The sequence below is a fragment of the Pseudoalteromonas sp. genome, from assembly GCF_018402495.1.
In the GTDB taxonomy this organism is placed as follows: domain Bacteria; phylum Pseudomonadota; class Gammaproteobacteria; order Enterobacterales; family Alteromonadaceae; genus Pseudoalteromonas.
The window spans coordinates 37,464-60,084 of record NZ_JAGYIU010000001.1 but is presented as its reverse complement, the minus strand read 5'-3'; the positions used below and the strand labels follow the sequence as shown (position 1 = coordinate 60,084).

Sequence of the window (22,621 nt, the reverse complement as noted above, 5' to 3'; positions counted from 1 at the left end):
AGTAAGTAAGATTACATCAAGGCCGGTCTCCGGACTCAGTTGCCATAGTTAAACAGCATAACTTTACCGTTGCGGGGGCAGTGTTGGGATTGACTTCATCAATGAAAACGCACCAACTTCCCGATTATCCTACTAAAAAAATCACACCATTGAAGTGTTTAGCAAGCACCTTGAAAATAGGCTGTTATTGTTATCTGTTTACTTTAAAAAGTCAACGGACGTCTAAACATCTATAAGTTCGGGGTTCGGGGTTCGGGGTTCGGGGTTCGGGGTTCGGGGTTCGATAATTATCATAAATTTAAAAATAAAAAAGCCAAACAATATTACGTGCTTGGCTTTATACATGTTCCTTTGAACTTAGCATCTATAGTGCAAAGCTCGAGGCAATAAATTAATCGCGGAAGTTTTTAAACTGAAATGGTTGACCTAAATCTGCCGTGCGCACAACTTGCATAGCCGCTTGTAAGTCATCACGCTTTTTACCTGTTACGCGAACTTCTTCACCTTGAATGGCCGCTTGTACTTTTACTTTAGAGTCTTTAATGGCTTTTACTACTTTTTTAGCCATGTCTTTTTCGATACCCTGTTTAAGTGCAACGTTACGAAAAACATTTTTTCCTGCGCGAGAAATATCTTGTAGCTCTAAGCTTGCAACATCCATCCCACGCTTAGAGATTTTGCTCGCTAAAATATCAAATAACTGCATAACCTGAGCATCAGCTTCAGCTTTTAATTTAATAGTTTTATCGTTTAGCTCTATTGAGGCATCAACGCCTCTAAAATCAAAGCGCGTTTCTAGTTCACGGTTGGCGTTATCAACCGCGTTTTTTGCTTCGTTCATTTCTACTTCAGATACAATATCAAATGAAGGCATAGCGTTCTCCTAACTATCTAATCTTAATTTTATGCGCCAATTATAACGTTAAAATGATAAATCTTTACATTTTTCTGCATCTTGTTCAGGTGCGATACTAATTTAGTTTGATATACTTAAGCTTCTTTTTATACGATTTTAGGTGTTTTCGTGACGAGGCGTGTTTACCAAGCAGTTTTTTTAATTTGTATTGTGGCATTTACTTTTTTATTCGTAAAAGAAATTAAGGGCGGTGTAACTAACTTATTTCCACATGTTGATAAAGTGGCTCATTTTGGCATTTTCTTTTTACTTGCCATTATTATGGATAAAGCGTTTAAACTGCCCTTATATTCACAAATACTGTTACTTGCAGGTTATGGCGCAGCAATAGAAATTATGCAAGATACCCTACCCTACAGACAAGCATCATTGGGCGATTTTATTGCTGATTTTTTAGGCGCTGCTAGCTACTTTTTAGCTAAAGCCTTGTTAGCACTTGGTAAAAAGAAACACCATGACTAATATTCTGGTTGTGGGTGATGGCGCTATTGGCTTGTTATTTAGCTACTTTTTAGCAAAACATCACACTGTTTATGTACTTACCCGAAAAGGCACTGTAAACACTCGCTTTTATAGGCAAGGTAACGCCGTATCTAAAAAGATTAACGCCACTTTTATCTCACACGAGCAGTTATCTCAAACGCCTAAATTTAACATCGTTTTATTTACGGTAAAAGCCTTTGCCGTGCAGCAAGTATTTACACAAGTAAAACCCTATTTGGGTAATAATACCCATATCATTCTTAGTCATAATGGCATGGGTAATATTGAACAGTTAACTGCACAACTTAAAGAACAACAAACGCTGTATTTTTTAACCACCAGTATGGCGGGATTTAAGTCTAACCCTAATATTGTGCAACATACTGGCCATGGGCAAAGTGTACTCGGTGGCTGCACTCCCTTAGCAGTTAAAAATAGCCAAACGCTCAGCACTGTATTTAAAGCCATCCCACAATTAATTATTAGTAATCACATTGAACAACTTCGGTTTGAAAAGTTGCTGGTTAATATTGCTATAAATCCTTTGACCGCTCACCATAATATAAAAAATGGGCAACTGCGCGCACCGCAATACAGTAGTGCAATTTTTAATTTATTAACTGAGGCTTGCCATATTGCAACCGCGCTTAAACTTAATATTAAGCTTATTGATGCCCTAGAGCGCGCCTACAAGGTAATGAGTTTAACTGCCGAAAATTACTCATCTATGCATCAAGATGTCATGCATAATAGGCAAACTGAGATCGTGGCAATTTGTGGCTATATTAGTGAGCAAGGTAAAAAGCATAATATTGCGACCCCGTATAACGATGCCTTACTTGTTGAAATTTTGGCAAAAAAAAGCGCGGATTAAATCCGCGCATCTATTATGCCTCAAGGACGATAAACTTTAACCCTTGTAAAACCTGCTTCATGGAGGATAAGCGCCTGTAATTGGCTCATAACCCCTCTTTGACAGTATAAATAGTAATCCTTATCTTTTGGTAAATCGCCAAACTTTGTTGCTAAGCGGAAAAACGGTAAGTGGATAACGTCAATGCCGTCAATTTCAAGCGGTGCCGCATCTTCTTCTTCAGGCGATCGAATATCAACAACAACGGCCTCTTCAGGTAGTTGTGTTACTGATTCGGCTTCTTTAAGCTCTTGCTTAGCTTCAACATCGATATCGCGTATATCCATAACACGGGCGTTATCGATTACGGTATCTAAAACATCAAAATCAAATTTCTCTTCTTCTGCTTTAATTACTTCAATTTTTGCCTTAACCGTCGGCTTTTTAGAGATCACACCACAGTATTCAGGCATCGTCTCTGCCATTTCTGCAGTGCCTATTTGGCGCGCTATGTTAATGATCTCTTGCTTATCATGTTGGATAAGTGGGCGTAAAATCAGTGTGTCGGTTACGCGGTCAATCACGCTTAAATTAGCTAACGTTTGGCTGGATACCTGACCTATACTTTCACCCGTCACTAATGCTTGAATATTTAGTTTTTCAGCAACGGTACTTCCGGCACGCATCATCATGCGTTTAAGCACCACACCCATTTGGCTGTTTTCAACGTTTTCTAAAATCTCAGCCACCACAGGCTCAAAATCAACGGTAATAAACTTAACTTTATGGGTTGAACTGTATTGTTTCCAAAGATAGTAACTCGCTTGTTTAACCCCAATTTCATGGGCAGCGCCACCTAAGTTAAAAAATAAAAAGTGCGTACGAGCACCTTTACGGATCATTTGATAACTCGCAACGCCCGAATCAAAACCACCAGACATAAGCGATAATACATCGTCTTGTGTTGGCAGCGGAAAGCCTGCCATCCCTAAATGGGTTTGCGTTACTATGTAAGCTTTTTCGTCTTTAATTTCTAAACGAATCGTTACCTCTGGGCGGCTTAGTTTTACTCGGGCCCCTTCAACATGTTGGTTAAGCCCGCCACCTACGTAGCGCTCCAGTTCAGTTGAAGTAAAGTCATGTTGGCCTATGCGCTTAGCACGCACACAAAAGGTTTTACCAATGATGGTGTTACCTACTAACTCAATGGTTTTTTGATAAATATCATCAAGGGTTTTAAAGTCTGTTTCAGTTACTTCAATAAACTGAACAATACCAGGAATGCGCTGCAAACTATCGATAAAATCAAGGCGAGTTTGAGCATCGTCCAGTTTTGTTACAACTGAAATATTATCCCAGTTATTACGTACTTGTACTTTTTCGTCAACACGACGCAATACAATTTTAATGTTATTTTCTAACACTTTGGTAAAGCGTTTACGGACTGAACGGCTTTTAATGGCTATTTCAGGGTGTAGTTTGACGATAAATTTAAGCATAATTCAACTCTTAGACTGCGGGGATTCGCGCACCCAGGCATTGGGCGCGGCGGATTATAGCAAAAAATTTAACGCCTAGGAACTAACCAGCTCGAAGAGCTTAATGACTAAGAGGTTCTGTATTGGCCAAATGTAAATATTTTTCTCTTAACTGATTAATTTTATGTGCGCTTTTTTCTGTGCTGTAGGCTTTAAATAATGTCAGTACTTTTACTATGCCCGGATAAATATCTTGTTCAACCAGTACACCACTTAATCTTCTCGTTTTCATGTAGGGAGTCCAAAAACTGACCGTTAATTTTAAAGTATGAGCAAGTTCAATGGCATCTAGTTCATCTATAGCAATAATCTCACTATCACGTAAACCAAGAATAATAGCGCGTACCTGTTCTAGTAGCTCTTGTTGAAAATCAATATACCCTTGTTTTAAATGACTATCGCGAGCGAGAATATCACCAAGATTGTCGTAAAAAAAATGGTAACGCCACATTAATTCAAACAATGAGTCTAAATACGCAGTTAAATGGCTAAAGGCATCATCGCCTTTATTTATTGGTTTAAAGTGGGTGCTTAAATGATCACGGTAAAGCACAAAAATATGACGAATAATGTCTTCTTTATTCTTAAAGTGATAGTAAAGATTCCCAGGACTCATACCTAAGCTCGAAGCAATATGATTAGTAGATATTGCTCTTTCACCATGCTCATTAAACAATGAAATACTGGTTTGAATTATCTTATCCTTGGTACTCATATACTCATTACTCAATTTTCGAAAATACGATGCTGCATTAAAATAATCCGCCTAGTATAAACAAATAGTCAGCGTTAAAACACTCTAGCTTTTTCACAATTTACTCACAATGCTGCTTTGCGCACTAAACACTGCTACACTACGGCTAAAAATAATAACACAGTAACTATTATGAAAGTGACCGCAATCTACCCAGGCACATTTGATCCCCTTACCAATGGCCACACTGATTTAATTCAGCGTGCGGCTAAAATGTTCGATACCGTTATTGTTGCTATTGCTCATAACCCAAGTAAAAAGCCTTGTTTTACCTTAGATGAGCGCGTGGACTTAGCTAATACTATATTAAAGCATTTACATAACGTAAAAGTAATTGGCTTTTCAGGCCTGCTCGCCGATCTGGCTCGCGACCATAACGCGAATGTGTTGATTAGAGGTATAAGAGCTGTATCTGATTTTGATTATGAGTTTCAACTAGCGAACATGAACCGCCGTTTAAACCCTGATTTAGAAAGCGTATTTTTAACACCTGCCGAGCGTAATACCTTTATATCATCAACGTTAGTAAAGGAAGTTGCACGCCATAACGGTGATGTTAGTGAGTTTGTAGACATCACAGTAATGAAAGCATTGCAATCAAGACTCGGGAAAACCAAGCATTAAACATACCTGCCTAGCGTATCGTTTAATTACATTGCGCTAGGTTATTTTTATCTCACTGAAAAAAAGCTTTTTTAAGCCTAACTAAGCCCAAGAAATCTTTATTAATGAATAATACCAATATCATTATAAAATCAATCAAGTTAATCCCTAAAGAATAAAACGACCAGAACCACCATGGTGTGCTGTTATTAAAAACCGATACATCTAGATGCATGCAAAAAAATAGCAATGAATTAATACTTAGTCCTAACAATAAATAAGTAGAAAAAATGTTTTTCGTAAGAAAGTTACTTACAATCAGAATAGCAAGAAACGTTATTAAGTCAGAAAAAAAAAGTTGTATATAAGAAATATTTTGAATATCAATAAACATGCTTGAAGAGTATGAAATTGACATTATTAACGATAACCATAAAGCCTCTTTTTTAGGGTTATTAATACTCGTTACTAATGAGTATAAAAAAGCCATTAAAAAACTCCATTGAACAAATGCGCCTATATAAAGAGATACATATGGGTTAAGCAAGAAGTCATCCATTTAAAATATCTCTTTTATCTCTTAACCTAAAATTTACTACATATTGCTCTATATTGATAAGTTTTATACGTATCACCAAATAAAATATCATTAATAAATGAACCGCGTTAACGCAGACAAGATAAAATCCTAAATACAGCATATTTACGTATTTAAAAAAGGTATAAATTATAGTAAACACGACTAACTAGTAACCTATTGATAATTAAATCTATAACTATAGAATATGTAAATAGAAAAGTGACTATTGACCTTTTAGTAGCAAAAATAATAGTTACCTAATCACTTAATACATATGAGCACAGCATTATTGCAGCTAAATACAGGGGAGGTTATGTGGCTTATTAATACTTACCAACTAAACAATAGAGAAATACCATCAAAAGCCTTTCTGTTTGAATATACTCACATACTCGATAAAAATGAAGCTGTTGCACATGATTATGAAAAGTGGTTTTCAGTATTTATATTAGATTGACCAAAAACTTTATTTTTAAGTTTGTGTATACCTAAAAAATCTCTATCCACTATCAATGCTACAATCATGACAAAATCAATACTAGTAACACCAAAAGTGTATATATCCCAGAAAAACCAAGGTGTGTTATTGTTGTTTATAAAAACGTCGACATACATGAAAAATAATAAGTTCATATTTATTGAAAGGCCGAGTACAAGGTAAAAAAATGATGGTGTAGTTTTCTTTATCAATTTATAAGCAATAGCGAGTGCTATAAGAGTCGCTAAATCATATAAAGCCCAATCCAAATAAGTAATTTTATAAATCGACAACCATGTTAAGAAGTAGTCTGAAGATGAGTATGAAATAAATAAAATAAAAGAACTGAGCAATAAGGTTGTATTGCGTTTTACGCCAAGACTGTATACGAATAAATTAAAGAAGAACGCCATCAGAAATCCCCACATTACTAGGGCTGATAGCGAAAAAAAACCAAAAAATTCAGTTAAAAACATTCATAACCTTTATTATTACTTAGGTCTGGTAGGCAAAATTATTCCACCACGCTGAAGCTCTGCACCGCTTGCGGCTGCCATCGCTTCTTGAGAGATACTAACTGTATCAGATTGTAGGGTTTTAGGGCTAGCAGTTTGTTCCATTGCAGGCTTTAATTGTTGCGTTTTATTGTATGCTTGCATTTGTACTTGGCTATTAGCTGAAATTTGCATGTGATTAATCCTTATTAAGTATTAAATTTTATTATTGGCGCAAATTTAAATCACACCACCTGAAGCAGTTACTAAATAACTGCTGCAATGTATTGCTTATGTTAGTTTATTAACATAACAACACGTTACCTAAATAGTAAATGCAACCGATATGCCAACTTTAAATTAACAATCAACTTATTTAAATAATCACTTTATACCGCTCAAAAAAAACGCAGCGGGATCACCGTGCGTTTTTTCATTCTAGGGAAGCTCAAGCTACGTTTTTACAAGGGATCGCCATGTTGTTACTTGGCTTTAAAATGTATTCCATCGCGACCTCATCACAGTTTTCTTTTCGTAAACAGAGCTCGCAATCTTTCATTACTTTTTCAGGTAGACTCTCTTTGCTACAGAAACTAAACCGCTGATTTTCGAAAAAGTCAGGTACACGAGTCAGAACAATGACACGATTGAGTGCCAATTTTTTGGCTTTTACTAATAAATGTTCTACCAGCTCACGCCCTTGCCCTGTTACTGCGCTTTTTGGGTCAATTCCTAAGGAGCGTATTTCAGCTAAACCTGTATCGTAAATGTACAATGACGCACAGCCCGAAACCTGACCGTTTATCTCGGTTACAGCAAACTCATTAATTGAGTGCACCATATCACTTTTAGCACGCGGTAAGTTTTCGCCGACTGTTGCCCAGTGTTGCACGAGTTTAGCGATTGCTTCCACGTCATCTAGGTTTGCATCACGAACTGTTATTTGCTGTTTTTTTTTCGCGTCTTTCACCGCTTTACTTACTTGTTCTAATGAGGTTCCGCCAAGTGCTTGACGTGCTTTAATACAGGCATCAATTTCAAGTACCGGATACACATCATCTTCAAACACGGGGTTTACTGATTTATACTGCTCAAGTGAAAGCTCCTCTAACGTTTTACCTTCACTAATGGCTAGCTGTACCAAAACACCAACAATGTGGTGTCCTTCTCTAAAAGGAATACCTTTCGCTACTAGGTAGTCGGCAAGTTCTGTTGCATTGGCGTGGCCACCTTTTGCCGCTGCTAAGGTTTTGTCTGCGTTAACTTTTATGCCTTTAATACACGCTTGTGCCATATGAATACACGCAAGCCACGTTGGCATAGCGTCAAAAATGCCTTCTTTATCTTCTTGCATGTCTTTATTGTAGGCAAGCGGCAGGGCTTTTAGCGTCATCATCATTGCACTAAACGCACCAAATACCCGCCCTGTTTTACCACGAATAAGCTCTAATGCATCTGGGTTCTTTTTCTGCGGCATCAAAGATGAGCCCGATGTAACATTATCAGCCAGTTCGATAAACCCAGCTTCTCCTGAGTTATAAAAAATCAAGTCTTCAGACATGCGCGATAAGTGGATCATAGAGATAGACGCACAGCTTAATAGCTCAACCACAAAGTCACGATCAGATACACCATCAAGGCTGTTTTTAGTCGCGCCTGTAAACCCTAACCCTTGTGCAAGTGCGTGACGGTCAATCGGATAGGCAGTTCCCGCAAGAGCGCCACTGCCGAGTGGACAATAGTTCATTCGTGATTGGGCATCTTGCAACCGGCTTTCATCACGCTCTAACATTTCTACATAAGCCATACACCAGTGACTAAATAACACCGGCTGTGCACGCTGTAAGTGCGTGTATCCTGGCAATATTGTGCCAAGCTCACGTTCAGCTAAGCTAATAAATTCAGCTTTTAGTTGTGCAATCGCTTTTAAGATATGATCGGCAGTATCGCGACACCATAATCTAAAGTCAGTAGCAACTTGGTCGTTACGGCTTCGGCCTGTGTGTAATTTTTTAGCTAAATCACCCACTTTTTCAATTAGCGCGGCTTCAACATGCGAGTGAATATCCTCAGCACCTGAGGTGGCAACAGCGTGTGGATCTGCTTTTACCTCTTCAAGTAATTCATATAATGCCGATACCAGCTTTTGGTGTTCGTCATTAGATAACACGTTGACTTGTTCAAGTGCGCCAGCCCATGCAACAGAGCCAATAATATCTTGCTCTGCTAATTGATAATCGAAGGGAAGTGAATCGTTAAATTGTTTAAACGCTTCATCTGGACCCGTAGAAAAACGCCCGCCCCATAATGCCATGAAATCTCTCCAAACCCGATAATAGCCCCTTAATTCCAAGGGGCATAAAAAATTACTTTTTAGTTAATGCTGAAATTCTGCTTGATAGTGAGAATAAACGAATAAAGCCTTCTGCGTGCGATTGGTCATAAACATCGTCTTCACCAAAAGTAGCAAAATCTTCGCTGTATAAACTGTTAGGTGATTTTTTCTGAACCGCTGTTACTTGCCCTTTATAAAGTTTAAGTACCACTTCACCTGTCGCTAACGTAGAAAGCGCTTCTGCACCGGCTAAAATAGAATCTTTAAGCGGCGTAAACCAACGACCGTCGTAGACTAAATGCGAAAATTCACCACCGAGTACCTCTTTCCATTTACGGCTTGATTTATCAAGTACGAGCTCATCAATTGCTTGAAGCGCCGCCATAATCACTGTACCGCCTGGTGTTTCGTAACAACCGCGTGATTTCATACCCACTAAACGGTTTTCTACAATATCAACACGACCAATACCATGCGGAGCTGCAATGTCGTTTAGTTTAACTAAACAGTCGTAAGGCTTTAATTGTTCGCCGTTTACAGCAACCACTTCACCTTCTACAACTGATAAAGTGACATGTTCAGCTTTATCGGGCGCTTGCTCTGGTGAATTAGTCCAGGTCCATACTTGCTCACTTGGCTCACACCAAGGGTCTTCAAGCTCGCCGCCTTCGTGGGAGATATGCCATGCGTTAGCATCACGACTGTAAATTTTAGTTGCTGATGCAGAACACGGAATATCACGCTCGGCTAGGTAATCAAGCAATGATTCACGACTTGATAAATCCCACTCACGCCATGGCGCAATCACCTTTAAATCAGGAGCCAGTGCTGCAAAACATGACTCAAAACGTACTTGGTCGTTACCTTTACCCGTACAGCCATGAGAAAGTGCATCTGCCCCCACTTTACGGGCAATTTCAACTTGGGCTTTGGCGATGATTGGACGTGCCATAGAAGTACCTAGTAAGTAGGTCCCTTCGTATATAGAGCCTGTTTTAAGTGTTGGGTAAATGTAATCACTTACCATTTCATCTTTCAAATCAACTACGTAACATTCAGATGCACCCGATGCAATGGCTTTCGCTTCTACGCTTTCAAGTTCTTCTGCGCCTTGGCCAACATCGGCCACAAAGGCAATAACTTCACAGCCGTAGTTTTCTTTTAACCATGGCACGATAGCCGATGTATCAAGACCACCTGAATAGGCTAAAACGACTTTTTTAATTGAACTCATAGGTGTTCCTTAACAAAATTTGGATTTAATAATGTAACGAGCAGAGCATTTTGCGCATGCATACGATTTTCTGCTTGTTGAATAATTTTTGATGCGGGGCCATCCATTACCTCAGAGGTAATTTCAAACTCACGGTGTGCCGGTTGGCAATGTAATACCGTGGTAGCCCCAGTTTTTTTAAGTAATGCCTGATTTAATTGATAAGGCATGTATTTTTCTTTCACTTGCTCAAGCGGTGTGGTGTCTCCCATAGAAACCCAGGTATCAGCGTAAACTGCGTTAGCACCTACCGCAGCCTCAACTCTGTCACTTACCATCACAGACGCCCCATTCATTGCGGCAATTTGCTCCGCTTTTTTAAGAATTTGCGAATCGGGCGAACTGCCTTTTGGCGTCACAGCAACAAAATCAGTCCCTAAAGTTGCTGCAAGTAGCATCAGTGAATGCGTTACGTTATTACCTTCACCTAAATAAGCCAACTTTAGCTGACTAACATCACCGTGCACTTCTTGAAGCGTTAAAAAATCAGCTAAGGCTTGGCATGGGTGATATAAATCACACAAACTATTAACCACCGGAACAGACGAATACTCACCTAAGGTAGTTAACGTACTGTGCTGATTGACCCGGGCAACAATACCATCAGCCCAAGTTGAAATATTCAAGGCGAAATCTTTTATTGATTCACGTGCCCCCATCGCGCCGTTTTGTTGATCAAGATAAACCGCATGACCGCCTAAACGGTTTATACCAATATCAAACGATAAACGCGTACGTAAACTTTGCTTTTCGAACAGAGTAACCACTGACTTACCAGCTAACACTTGGCTATACTTTGCAGGGCTTTCTTTAATATCTTGCGCTAATTTTAATAAATTAAGGGCGCCTTGTTGGTCTAATTCTAGACCCGTTATAAAATCTTTAAACATATTCAACCTATGGTGTCACTTTAGTTCCGACGTGCTCGCCTTGCAGCAAAGCCGTTAAATTTTCTGGCTTTTGCCAGCTGGAAATGTACACACCGCGTCGTAAATGTTGGGCAGCGTGAAGGCTGGTCTTAACTTTGACCTCCATCCCGCCCACAATTACTCCCTCTGCAATTAAAGTATCAATGTGTTTTGTGTCAAGTTGATGTAGTGGATGCTTATTCACATCAAGCACCGCTTCTACATCTGTCATAAAAATAAGTTCGGCGTTTAAATTACTCGCAATCGCGGCTGCTGCTTCGTCAGCATTGACGTTGTACCAAAGCCCTTGCTCATCAAAACCGATGGAGCTGACTATAGGTAAACGCCCGCCACTCAGTAATTCATTAATAATAGAATCATCATTACTATGGCATTGACCTACTTGCCCTAGCGCTTTTAATTTTTGTGATGCTGTTATTCCAGCTTCATATAAACTCAAGCCAACGGGTTTGTGCCCAGCAGTCATTGCTTGCGCCATTAATTGTTTGTTTGCTGCTCCCGCTAATGCTCCTACAATATAAGGCATCTGTTCTTTAGGGCTGATACGCAAACCTTGGTGTTTAGCACTGGCAAAACCGGCTTCTGCTAGCCAATGGTCAACTAATGAGCCACCGCCATGAACAATGACAAATTGTGCATCATGTTGCTCATTAAGAACCTCAAAAAGCGCTTTAGCGGCATTTTCAGTATTGAGTACTGCGCCACCGAGTTTAATAACCCACGTTTTACTGCTCATTTAAACGCTCCTACTAAACCTGTAGTGTGAGGCAAACCCATTGACAAATTAATACATTGCAGAGCCTGACCAGCCGCCCCTTTTAGTAAATTGTCAATCGCTGCCATTACTATTAATTGTGAGTCTTGCTGCTGCCATGCAATATCAACATAGGGTTGTTTTGCTACCCCTTTAATGGAGGGAATTTTGCCACCAAGCAATCGAATTAACGGCTCATCTGCTAATACTTGATACGCTTTAGTTACTTGCTCACTGGTCACACCCGGTTTTAGCTGTACATAAATGGTTTCTAAAATACCGCGCGGGAAATTACCTAAATGAGGAGTAAATAACACGTTATGGCCAAGATACTGCTGTATCTCAGGCCCATGACGATGGTTAAACAAACCATAAGCAGCTAGCGATACTTCGCAAAAATGCGTGCCAATACTTGCTTTACGACCTGCTCCAGTTACTCCCGATACAGCATTAATAATAATCCGCTCATCACTAAGTAACCCAGCTTGCTGAAGAGGCTTTAATGCGTTTAATGCGGCAGTTGGGTAGCAGCCAGCTACAGCGACTAACTGCGCCTTTGCAATGGCCTCACTATTCCACTCTGCAAGGCCATATGCAGCTTCATTGAGGAGCTCTGGATGCTGGTGTTCAAAACCATAATAAGTGACGTAATCTTCATTACTTTCAAGACGGTAACCACCAGACAAGTCAAATACCTTTTTGCCCATCGCTAAAAACTGAGGGGCTAAATCAACACTTACTTTATGGTCAGTGCATAAACACACATAGTCTGCTGAATGCGCTATATCACTCAATGCACTCTCATCAAGTGGTTGCAAAGGTAAGTCAAGTAACCCTAAGTGCTCAGGGTATAATTCACTGAGCAGTTTATGTTTATCCAAGCTTTGCGCTGATACATAACATGCTGATAATGTTAATGCTGGATGTTTGGCAATTAAGCTAGCCAATTCTGCGCCGCTGTAACCGCTGGCACCTATAATTACTACGTTCATTATTTACTCTTTATCTAAAATTAGTGACTACATTCCATGTTATTGACTTACACTAGGTTGCAACCTAGCTAAACTGATTAAATTAATGAGTGATAACTATCGTCGTATTATTTTCATGGCGTAACTTTAATATATTTATGCTTAAAAAGTGAATTGATATTCATCATAAATACTTTTATATTGTTATGCAATTAAATTGAATACTTATTTTGGATTTTTTTATGTCTCTGCCGTCATTTATCTCGATGTATCAGCAATTGATTGCTGCCCCCTCTATTAGCGCTATTGAAGAGCATTTGTGTATGAGCAATAAAAGCGTGATTGAACTACTCGCTCAGTGGTGTGAAAGCTTAGGTTTTACCTGTGAAATAATAGAGTTAGAAGATGGTAAAGGCCGCTACAACTTATTAGCAAAACGCGGACAAGGCGATGGCGGGTTAATGCTTGCGGGGCACACCGATACGGTGCCGTTTGATGACAGCCGCTGGAATCAAAACCCATTTAAATTAACTGAACTTGATAACAAATTATATGGTTTAGGCAGTATTGATATGAAAGGCTTTTTTGCTTTTGTACTGCAAGCTATTAGTGAGCTTGATGAAAAGCAACAAACTCAACCTATTTTAATATTAGCGACCGCCGATGAAGAAACCACTATGGCTGGCGCACAGCAAATTTGTAAACACCCAAATTTAAAGCCAAGCCGCTGTATTATTGGTGAACCCACTGATATGACCCCGGTATTTACCCATAAAGGCCATATGAGTACAGCAATCAGAGTCGTTGGTCGCTCAGGACATAGCTCTGATCCCGAACGGGGCCTTAATGCCATCGAAGTAATGCATAAAGTGATTACAAAATTATTGATCTTAAAAGAACAACTTAAGAATAAATATTCAATAAATCACTTTGAAATTCCTTATCCAACACTCAACTTAGGCAATATTCATGGGGGTGACAATGCCAACCGAATTTGTGGCTGCTGTGAAATGCACATTGATATGCGCCCTCTTCCCGGTTTAAGCGTGCAAGAGCTTCAAGCACTGGTACTTGATGCAACCTACGATATAAACCAGCAATACCCTAACTCTGTGAGCGTAATTGATTTGCATGAGCCAATTCCAGCATTTACGGGAAGCACAGATAGCGCGTTAGTCAAATTAGCCGAAAATATAGCAGGGCAAAAAGCGGTGGCTGTTAATTACTGTACCGAAGCGCCATTTATACAGCAACTCGGTTGTGAAACCATCGTAATGGGACCAGGCTCTATTAACCAAGCGCATCAGCCCGATGAGTTTTTAGCAATGGAAAAAATCAAACCTTCTCAACAAATTATCAGCAACCTTATAAAGGCGAGTTGCTTTTAATCAGTAACAAAAAAGACGCTTAATCGCGCCTTTTTTGTCATTGCATTTGTAATTGTAGTTACATATATTTTCGTAAATACTTTTTAAACACCGGATCAGTTTGTGCCAGTTCTTTCTGCTCTTCTAGTATCTCTTTTAAAATAGCGCCCGATGTAAGCGGGTTTGCCAGTACCACTCTAAATACCACGGTTGGTTGGTTATCATATTGAACTGGCGTTAAACGTGTACGCGATACAAACGAGCGACCCGATTCACGTTGACGTTTTTGCATGCTGGCAGTAAAACGATTAAGCGCGGCAAAAATGTCTAAACGGGTTTGTGCATCAGCTTGGGCTATCGCGTGTTTAATTTGTTTTGGTACATAGCGATAGGTTAGTAAGCAAAGTTCTGGCTCTGATATTAACTCAAAATCTTCATCGGCCTTTATTAAATCAGCAAAATAACGCGCTTTTTTAATACTGCGATCGATAAGCATTTCATAGCCTTTACGACCAATAACACGTAAGCAAGCGTGAACTAACATTGCCATTCCTGGGCGGCTACCTTCAAGCGTATGACTACCTAAATCTTTAGAGCCTTTACGTAAAATATACTCAGCATGATGCTCGATGGCATCAGTTGCAGCAGGGTCTTTAAATAAGACTAAACCGGCCCCCATCGGCACATACATTTGCTTATGCGCATCAATGGTAATTGAATCCGCTTGCTCAATTCCTTTTAATAAATGCCTATGGGTATTAGACAGTAAAGTTGCTCCACCCCACGCTGCATCAACATGAAAATGACAATTAATCTCTTGTGCTAAATTAGCCATGTCTTCAAGTGGGTCAACATTACCGGTTTCTGTTGTTCCTGCAACACCAATAATTGCCATTACTTTAATGCCTTGCGCCTCAAGCTCTAATGCTTTTTCTCGCATAGCATTAACGTCAACTTTATTATCAGCCGATGTTTTTATACCAATTAAGTTTTCTCGGCCAATGCCTAATAAATCAACCGATTTACCTAGTGAGTAATGACCGCGTTCAGAAATTAAAACTGCAAGCCCTTTGTAACCATAGTGAAGCATTCCTGCAACTAAACCTTGTGCAGCAATGCCTTTAAAATTGCCATCCGCTTTTAATAAGCGGTTTCGAGCTATCCAAAGTGCAGTAATATTTGCCACTGTACCGCCAGAGCAAAATGCCCCTAACGACGTTTTTGCACTGTGCATCCATTTAGAGTAAAAATCATCATTTTGACCATAAGCTAAATGATGCATCATCCCTAAGACTTGACGTTCTAATGGCGTAAACGCTTTTGAGGTTTCAATTTTTACTAGGTTTTGATTTAACCCGACCATTAATTTAGATAACGGGAGTAAAAAGTGTGGCAGAGCCGATGTCATATGACCAATAAAGCTTGGCGCTGCGGTATGCACAGAATGAGCAACCAGCTGTTCCATAATATCTTGCGCATAACAAGACACAAACGTCGGTTCTTCTGGGATCGACGCCGATTGAAAATCTTTTTCTATTTCATGTAATGGTTTTTCAATTGCCGCGATATTTTCGTTTAAGAAACCTGCTAAATTACTCGAAATTTCAAGCTCTATTTTGCTCAAAGTTGAGTCTGGTGCCTCTGGAACGGTAAATATCCGTTTGAGACTTTCTTTAGAGGCGACGGCACAACGCTTTTGATCCATCTTCATACCTAGTGTGTGGCTAAAACACCTGTTAGTTTGTAAAACACGCTAATTTAAGGTGTTTTTTAAGCAACGGCATTTCTAAAAAATTGCGCTAACTTTACTGCAATATGACAAAAATGTCTCGTTTTAAGCCATAAAAGACAATACAAAATAGATAACATGCCACTATTTTCTAAAATTAGTACAAAGGGTGATTAAAATATTGGGCATTTATAATTTTTAAGTATAATAAATTGAACAAAAAATAAGGATTATACATGCTCAAAGGAAATCTAAAATTGACACGGTTAGCGCTGGGGACCGTCTTTTTTTTGGTCAGCTTAATTATTTATAGTTATTACACATACTCTGCCATCCACAATGAAGTAATGCGCGGCATTGATAATCGCTTATTAAATGCAGCCACCAGCGTAAAATATATTTTAGGTAGTGATTACCACGACAAAACATCGCAAGAAATCAGCTTTGCAAGCTATCAAAATAAGGCCAAACAGCTCTCAGCCTTAGCCAATGATTTAAATATAGATTATCTGTATTCAATGATACTGATTGATGAAAATATATACTTTACTGCTTCTAGCTACACCCAAGATGATCAAAATAACGGGAAAGTTACCCAATTTTTAGACCTTTACCCTGAAGCTACGCCCAATAATATGGCGGCATTTTTATCAACAGCCCCTATTTTTGAAGTCTCAACTGCGCATCGAGGTCATTCTAAAACGGTGTATATTCGCCATATAGCTAAAAATGGCAAAACCTATGTAACTGCTGCAGATATTAGCCTTGATAAAATCAACACGGCTTTAATTAAACGCTTAAATCAGGCTCTATTTCATTTTTGCTGCATACTGTTGATATTGTTATTAGTGTATATTATTTACTGTTATGGAGTTCGCCGCTCACTAATGAGGGACCATGCTACGGGGTTTTCAAATCATATTGCCTTGGAAAAACAGCTCAATAAAAGTAATGAGCATCATTTGCAAATCGCAATTGTTTTGGTCAACGAAATTGATAATATTAGTCGCTTTTTCGGCACAAAAATAGCAGACGAGGTCATGAGAAAGTTGCTCACTCACTTTAAGCAACAGCCGGGGTTACAGTCACGTGTTTATCGAATTACCACCAATAAGCTGGCTATTTTAACCAGTAAAGAAACACCTTTTGATGAGCTCTACAGTGTTATTCAGTCCCACAATAAAAATACACCTTTTTTTACACAGCCATTTATTTATATTACGCTAAACGCCGGAGTCGCAAGAGGAAATAAATCATTACTACTTAAAAATGCACACATTGCCTTACTGCAATCAAAGCAAGGCGAACAACCTATCGTAAACTATGTAGAAGCAATTAACGACACTAAATCGTTGTATTTATATAATGTTGAAATAGCAAAAGAAATTCGCGAAGCATTTGACGCTAATCGTGTTGTTCCTTACTTTCAACCCGTTATTAATACCAATACTAATACCGTTATTAGATATGACTGCTCACCGAGAATCGTTACCTCACAAGGAGAAATTTTAACGCCTGATACGTTTACAAATGTATTAAAAAGGCTACGTATGGACACAATGCTAACACGCACCTTGTTTAGTCAGTGTATTTCGCGGTTTCGTAAATCAACAACCCGTTGGGGATTAACCGTGTGTGCTGAAAATATTGCAGACCCAACCATATATGATCACATTGCATATGAGCTACATCGTTACCCTAATCCTGAAAACATAACTATTTCAATATTAGAGTCGCAGGTGATTACACACTATTATGAAATAAAATCATTTATTACAATGGTAAAAAGCAAAGGAGCAAAAATAGTGATGCATTGTTGGGGGAATGAGTTTATAAATACACTTAATACCTTAAAAATTGAGGTGGATGGTATTAAACTCGACGGCGAAATAACAAAGCAGCTGATAAATGATGAAAATACGTCACAGTTTATAGCATACATTACTGATGTAGCCATGCAGCTTAAACTAGAGTTAGTTGTTGAAGCGGTAGAAAGTAACACAGTTGCTGAATTACTTAATGAACTAAATGTGACGTTGATGCAAGGCAGTTACCTAAGCAAACCAACGCCACATGTGTCTCCGTTTTAAATACAAGCAGCGTCTTAAGATAGCTTTATAACAAGTCGGTGGCTTTGCTGGCCACTGGCCCAATACTTGCGTTCAAAAGGCGTAATTGCTTCGCTTGACTCAAACAATTCGGTTTCGCATGGATGCCCTGCTAATTCAAGCGCTCTGGCAAACTCTTTAACATAAATATCCCAATTGCTGCGTACCTCAAGTACACCTCCGAGCCTTACAATAAATGGAAATATTGCCGCCCCATGCCAACGCCTTTGTATATGCTTAGACTTAGGCCACGGGTTAGGGTATAGCAAATAGTGATGTGTTGGCTGCCAGTTAGCCGCCACCGCTAAACGCCAAAAGTCATTTAAATCTGCTTGCACTAAAATATACTGGCCACACTCGCTTTGTTTATATTCTACATCATGCTTATCAAGTCGATGAGAAGATTTATCGATACCTATGACTAACGCTTCAGGATGACGCTTGGCTAAATTAGCGGTGCTTTCGCCCACCCCGCAACATGAATCTAAAATTAACGGCCCATTAAAGGCTTGGACCTTTGCATTTACTTCATCAAATGCGGTTTGCGTATGCGTTGCAATTGGTTTTTTAAACTCAGCCTGTAAATGCTTATTAACTATTTCATCAAGCTTTTCGTGAAGTCCGCCTTGATTAGATACAATACTACGTGAATTTGCATCGCTCATTAGTGTCTTAACCCCACACCTTTTTTAATTAGTGTAAGTGCTACCGTAAACAATACACTGATAAATACTAACAATACCCCCATTGCAACCGTTAAATCGACATCCGAAACACCTAAAAACCCATATCTAAAGGCATTTACCATATAAATAATTGGATTTATTTGTGACACCGTTTGCCAAAAATCAGGCAGCAAAGAGATAGAATAAAACACTCCGCCTAAATAGGTTAACGGCGTTAGAATAAAGGTGGGGATAATACTTATGTCATCAAAGCTGTTTGCATAAATAGCATTAATTAATCCACCTAGCGCAAATACCGCCGAGGTAAGAATAACCGTAGCAATAATCACAAAAAAATTATTTATCTGTATATCTACAAAAAATAAAGAAACGCACGTTACAATAAAACCAACCATAATACCGCGAGTCATTCCCCCAGCCATATAACCTAACACAATAATATAATTAGGTACTGGCGCAACTAAGAGCTCTTCAATACTTTTTTGAAACTTAGTTGAGTAAAAGCTTGAAGCTACATTGGAGTAAGAGTTGGTAATTACCGACATCATAATAAGCCCAGGGACAATAAACTCCATATAACTAAAACCACCCATATCACCAATACGAGAGCCAATTAAGTTACCAAAAATAACAAAATATAAGCTCATAGTAATCGCAGGCGGTACTAAGGTTTGCACCCAAATACGTAAAAAGCGAATACACTCTTTGATCCAAATACTTTTTAAGGCTACGCCATATTTAAACATTTATTCGCTCCGCCCTTGCTCTAATAAACCTACAAATAATTCTTCTAATCGATTCGCTTTATTGCGCATACTCAGCACGGTATTACCTTGCTCGGTTAATGCGCTAAACACAGCATTTAGCCCCTGAGATTTAGCTACTTCCACTTCAATGGTGTGCTCGTCGGTCATAGTAAAACTATACCCTTCAAGGGTCACTGGATTGGTGGGTTGTTTTAAATCTAGTACAAAGGTTTCTTTGTCTAACTTTGCAAGTAACGCCTTTATAGTGGTGTTTTCAACAATTCGCCCAGTATCAATAATGGCGATATTTTTACAAAGCAGTTCAGCTTCTTCAAGGTAGTGTGTGGTCAAAATAATGGTCACACCTTGTTCGTTAATATGTCTTAAAAACTCCCACATTGAGCGACGAAGCTCTATATCAACCCCCGCTGTTGGCTCATCTAAAATAAGTAATTTGGGCTCATGCATTAAGGCACGTGCAATCATTAAACGGCGTTTCATACCACCAGATAAGGTACGCGCTTGCTTATCTTTTTTCTCAATTAAGCCAAGCTGCGCTAAGTATTTATCTGCACGTTTATGTGCTTCGCCGCGCGGTACACCGTAATAACCTGCTTGATTGACGAGTATTTGGGTTAGGGTTTCAAACTGACTGAAGTTAAACTCTTGTGGCACTAAGCCTAAATTCGCTTTAGCCGCTTCAAGGTCGGTATCAATATCGTGACCAAATACTTCAACTTTGCCTTTGGTCTTATTCACCAGTGAAGAAATCACCCCAATAGTGGTTGATTTACCGGCCCCATTCGGGCCAAGTAATGCAAAAAAGTCACCTTCGTGAACTTGTAAATCAACCCCTTTTACTGCCTCAACCCCATTTTTGTAAACCTTGGTAAGGCCTTCAATATTTAAAGCAATATTTTGCTTATTCATTTCTTACCCTCACCATAACCCCAGCGCTTTGTGAGATTATGTTCAATATTTAAATGATCTAAAATTCGCGCCACCATAAAGTCAACCAAGTCTTCTATACTTTGTGGTTGATGATAAAACCCAGGTGCTGCAGGCATAATTGTTACACCTAAACGCGATAATTTAAGCATGTTTTCTAAATGAATTTCGCTAAATGGCGTTTCGCGTGGCACTAAAATAAGCTGGCCTCGCTCCTTTATCACCACATCGGCGGCGCGCTCTAATAAATTATCTGATGCGCCGACTGCAATGGCAGACACAGAGCCTGCGCTACATGGACATACTACCATTTTTTTGGGGGCTGCAGAGCCCGATGCCACCGGACTAAACCAATTATCTTTACCAAATACCTTTAACTGCCCAGGTTTTGCGTTATATAACAGGCTTAATTGCTCTGTGGCTTTGTCTTCATTTGCTGATAGTTTAACATTTGATTCGGTATCAAAGACTACCCGCGCGGCACTTGAAATAAGCACATACACTTGAAACTGCTGCTCAAGCAGCACCTCTAATAACCTTAGTCCGTAAGGCGCGCCTGATGCGCCACTAAATGCCAAGGTGATTTTATCTTTAAATTGCACATTATTCTCCGCTGTATTTATCGGCTAAACCATCAACAAGCTGCTGATGAAGGCCATTAAAACCACCATTACTCATAATTAAAATATGTTGATTTGGCTCAATATTTTCAAGCACTGTGTCGATAATGGCGGTTGTAGATGCAAAGCATTGCATACCGGCTTTTTCTGCTTGCTCCTTGAGCGACCAGCTTAAGTTTTCTGGTTCAAACAGTAGCACCTCATCTGCATCGCGTAATGAGTCTAGTAATGTAAATTGATGAACTCCCATTTTCATGGTGTTAGATCGCGGTTCTAAAATTGCAATAATTTTGTCATCGCCCACTTTCGCTCGCAGCCCCGCAAGCGTTGTTTGTATTGCCGTTGGATGATGAGCAAAATCATCATACACTTTTATATTGTTTATATCCGCTTTAAGCTCCATGCGCCTTTTGGGGCTAATAAATTCACCTAAAGCCGCAATACTGTGCTCTATAGCAATACCCACATGGCGCGCTGCAGCAATGGCCATCATGGCGTTTTTAACGTTATGCTCACCAATTGCCTGCCAGTTAACGACACCTTGCAGCTGCGTGTTTAATAACACATTAAATTGAGAACCATCCGCTTTAAGTAGCTGATAATCCCAATCATCGCCTAATGTTTCGCTCTCGCTCCACAGCCCTTTTGCTATAACATCGCTCAGAGCCTCATCATCTTTTGGCCACACTACTTTCCCACTTTGCGGTAATGTACGTATCAAATGATGAAATTGTTTTTTAATCGCATTTAAATCTTCAAAAATATCAGCATGATCGAATTCAAGATTATTTAAAATAAGTGTTCGTGGTAAATAATGAACAAACTTACTACGTTTATCAAAAAAGGCGGTGTCGTATTCATCGGCTTCTATTACAAAAAATGGCGTTTGTCCGACCCGAGCTGAAATACCAAAATTTTGCACAATTCCACCAATTAAAAAACCCGGTTTTAAGCCTGCATATTCAAGTATCCAGGCCAGCATACTGGCAGTGGTTGTTTTTCCATGGGTTCCGGCCACCGCCAACACCCATGCGTTTTGTAATAAATTATGCTTAAGCCACTCTGGGCCTGAGGTATAAGGCAAGCCTTTATCTAATACATATTCAACACACGGGTTACCTCGGCTCATAGCATTACCTATGACGACGATGTCGGGTGCCGGTTCTAGTTGAGATACATCATATCCTTGGGTTAGCTCGATTCCTAACTCTTCTAATTGTGTACTCATTGGTGGGTAAACGTTTTGATCAGACCCGGTAACGTGATGACCTAATGATTTAGCTATAGCGGCGATACCACCCATAAATGTGCCACAAATACCCAAAATATGTATATGCATTTACTATCCTTTCATCCTGCGCGGAATGTGCTCTAAGGCGAACTTTAATGGCGCTATAATGCCAAAATTTAGATCAAGTTACCATCAGGGTCTGTTGAGCTTTCTAGGTAAATTTGC

21 protein-coding genes and 1 riboswitch are annotated in these 22,621 nt (G+C 39.3%); of the genes, 5 read left to right on the top strand and 16 right to left on the bottom strand.

Annotation, left to right across the window (positions count from 1 at the left end; genetic code table 11):
• Positions 1-2: 2 nt before the first annotated feature.
• Positions 3-166, bottom strand: a riboswitch (cobalamin riboswitch).
• Positions 167-391: 225 nt separating this feature from the next.
• Positions 392-874, bottom strand: coding sequence for a YajQ family cyclic di-GMP-binding protein (locus tag KG708_RS00295; RefSeq protein ID WP_013464315.1), 483 nt, complete (start codon positions 872-874; stop codon positions 392-394).
• A gap of 150 nt (positions 875-1,024) precedes the next feature.
• Between KG708_RS00295 and KG708_RS00290 the strand changes: the two genes are divergently transcribed.
• Together KG708_RS00290 and KG708_RS00285 are read left to right on the top strand one after the other, a co-directional pair.
• Positions 1,025-1,378, top strand: coding sequence for a VanZ family protein (locus KG708_RS00290; protein WP_213607617.1), 354 nt, complete (start codon positions 1,025-1,027; stop codon positions 1,376-1,378).
• On the top strand, positions 1,371-2,273 hold the full coding sequence (locus tag KG708_RS00285) for a 2-dehydropantoate 2-reductase (protein WP_213607616.1): 903 nt from the start codon (positions 1,371-1,373) through the stop codon (positions 2,271-2,273). Before KG708_RS00290 ends, KG708_RS00285 begins: the two co-directional genes overlap by 8 nt.
• A gap of 20 nt (positions 2,274-2,293) precedes the next feature.
• Here KG708_RS00285 and thiI read toward each other — a convergent pair whose 3' ends face one another.
• Positions 2,294-3,751 carry a tRNA uracil 4-sulfurtransferase ThiI gene (thiI, locus tag KG708_RS00280; protein WP_213607615.1) on the bottom strand — a complete coding sequence of 486 codons (1,458 nt, stop codon included), beginning with the start codon at positions 3,749-3,751 and terminating at the stop codon, positions 2,294-2,296.
• Between the two features lie 100 nt (positions 3,752-3,851).
• Positions 3,852-4,505, bottom strand: coding sequence for a TetR/AcrR family transcriptional regulator (locus KG708_RS00275; protein ID WP_213607614.1), 654 nt, complete (start codon positions 4,503-4,505; stop codon positions 3,852-3,854).
• 171 nt (positions 4,506-4,676) lie between these two features.
• On the opposite strand from KG708_RS00275, the gene coaD reads away from it, so the two are divergent.
• Positions 4,677-5,168 carry a pantetheine-phosphate adenylyltransferase gene (gene coaD, locus KG708_RS00270; protein WP_213607613.1) on the top strand — a complete coding sequence of 164 codons (492 nt, stop codon included), beginning with the start codon at positions 4,677-4,679 and terminating at the stop codon, positions 5,166-5,168.
• 979 nt (positions 5,169-6,147) lie between these two features.
• On the opposite strand, the gene KG708_RS00265 is transcribed toward coaD, so the two are convergent.
• The 7 genes from KG708_RS00265 to argC all read right to left on the bottom strand — a co-directional run bounded on the left by KG708_RS00265 (position 6,148) and on the right by argC (position 12,982).
• Entirely contained in the window at positions 6,148-6,681 is a 534-nt protein-coding gene (locus KG708_RS00265; protein ID WP_213607612.1) for a hypothetical protein, read from the bottom strand.
• A gap of 15 nt (positions 6,682-6,696) precedes the next feature.
• Entirely contained in the window at positions 6,697-6,894 is a 198-nt protein-coding gene (locus KG708_RS00260; protein ID WP_213607611.1) for a hypothetical protein, read from the bottom strand.
• 253 nt (positions 6,895-7,147) lie between these two features.
• Positions 7,148-9,013 carry an argininosuccinate lyase gene (gene argH / locus KG708_RS00255; protein WP_213607610.1) on the bottom strand — a complete coding sequence of 622 codons (1,866 nt, stop codon included), beginning with the start codon at positions 9,011-9,013 and terminating at the stop codon, positions 7,148-7,150.
• A gap of 52 nt (positions 9,014-9,065) precedes the next feature.
• Positions 9,066-10,268 (bottom strand): argininosuccinate synthase, encoded by a 1,203-nt coding sequence (locus KG708_RS00250; protein WP_213607609.1) that lies wholly within the window; start codon positions 10,266-10,268, stop codon positions 9,066-9,068.
• Positions 10,265-11,197: an ornithine carbamoyltransferase gene (locus tag KG708_RS00245; RefSeq protein ID WP_016900252.1), complete on the bottom strand. Its 933-nt coding sequence runs from the start codon at positions 11,195-11,197 to the stop codon at positions 10,265-10,267. The genes KG708_RS00250 and KG708_RS00245 overlap by 4 nt, the downstream gene beginning before the upstream one ends.
• A gap of 7 nt (positions 11,198-11,204) precedes the next feature.
• Positions 11,205-11,972, bottom strand: coding sequence for an acetylglutamate kinase (argB, locus tag KG708_RS00240; protein WP_096038244.1), 768 nt, complete (start codon positions 11,970-11,972; stop codon positions 11,205-11,207).
• Complete coding sequence (gene argC / locus KG708_RS00235; protein ID WP_213607608.1) at positions 11,969-12,982, bottom strand: N-acetyl-gamma-glutamyl-phosphate reductase; 1,014 nt, start codon at positions 12,980-12,982, stop codon at positions 11,969-11,971. Before argC ends, argB begins: the two co-directional genes overlap by 4 nt.
• A gap of 221 nt (positions 12,983-13,203) precedes the next feature.
• Between argC and argE the strand changes: the two genes are divergently transcribed.
• A complete protein-coding gene (gene argE / locus KG708_RS00230; protein WP_213607607.1) occupies positions 13,204-14,349 on the top strand; it encodes an acetylornithine deacetylase in 1,146 nt (381 codons plus the stop codon).
• Between the two features lie 58 nt (positions 14,350-14,407).
• Here the strand turns inward: argE and panP are convergent, their stop codons facing one another.
• Complete coding sequence (gene panP / locus KG708_RS00225; protein ID WP_213607606.1) at positions 14,408-16,033, bottom strand: pyridoxal-dependent aspartate 1-decarboxylase PanP; 1,626 nt, start codon at positions 16,031-16,033, stop codon at positions 14,408-14,410.
• Between the two features lie 260 nt (positions 16,034-16,293).
• Here panP and KG708_RS00220 point away from each other — a divergent pair, with 260 nt between their 5' ends.
• Entirely contained in the window at positions 16,294-18,147 is a 1,854-nt protein-coding gene (locus KG708_RS00220) for a GGDEF domain-containing protein (protein WP_213607605.1), read from the top strand.
• Between the two features lie 14 nt (positions 18,148-18,161).
• On the opposite strand, the gene KG708_RS00215 is transcribed toward KG708_RS00220, so the two are convergent.
• The 5 genes from KG708_RS00215 to mpl are packed head-to-tail and all read right to left on the bottom strand — an operon-like array spanning position 18,162 to position 22,504.
• Positions 18,162-18,830, bottom strand: a complete 669-nt coding sequence (locus tag KG708_RS00215; protein WP_213607604.1) for a methyltransferase domain-containing protein — start codon at positions 18,828-18,830, stop codon at positions 18,162-18,164.
• A complete protein-coding gene (locus tag KG708_RS00210) occupies positions 18,830-19,597 on the bottom strand; it encodes an ABC transporter permease (RefSeq protein ID WP_213607603.1) in 768 nt (255 codons plus the stop codon). Before KG708_RS00210 ends, KG708_RS00215 begins: the two co-directional genes overlap by 1 nt.
• Positions 19,598-20,527: an ABC transporter ATP-binding protein gene (locus KG708_RS00205; RefSeq protein WP_213607602.1), complete on the bottom strand. Its 930-nt coding sequence runs from the start codon at positions 20,525-20,527 to the stop codon at positions 19,598-19,600.
• On the bottom strand, positions 20,524-21,147 hold the full coding sequence (locus KG708_RS00200; RefSeq protein WP_024601858.1) for a flavin prenyltransferase UbiX: 624 nt from the start codon (positions 21,145-21,147) through the stop codon (positions 20,524-20,526). Before KG708_RS00200 ends, KG708_RS00205 begins: the two co-directional genes overlap by 4 nt.
• 1 nt (position 21,148) lies before the next feature.
• Positions 21,149-22,504 carry a UDP-N-acetylmuramate:L-alanyl-gamma-D-glutamyl-meso-diaminopimelate ligase gene (gene mpl, locus KG708_RS00195; protein ID WP_213607601.1) on the bottom strand — a complete coding sequence of 452 codons (1,356 nt, stop codon included), beginning with the start codon at positions 22,502-22,504 and terminating at the stop codon, positions 21,149-21,151.
• Positions 22,505-22,621 lie beyond the last annotated feature (117 nt).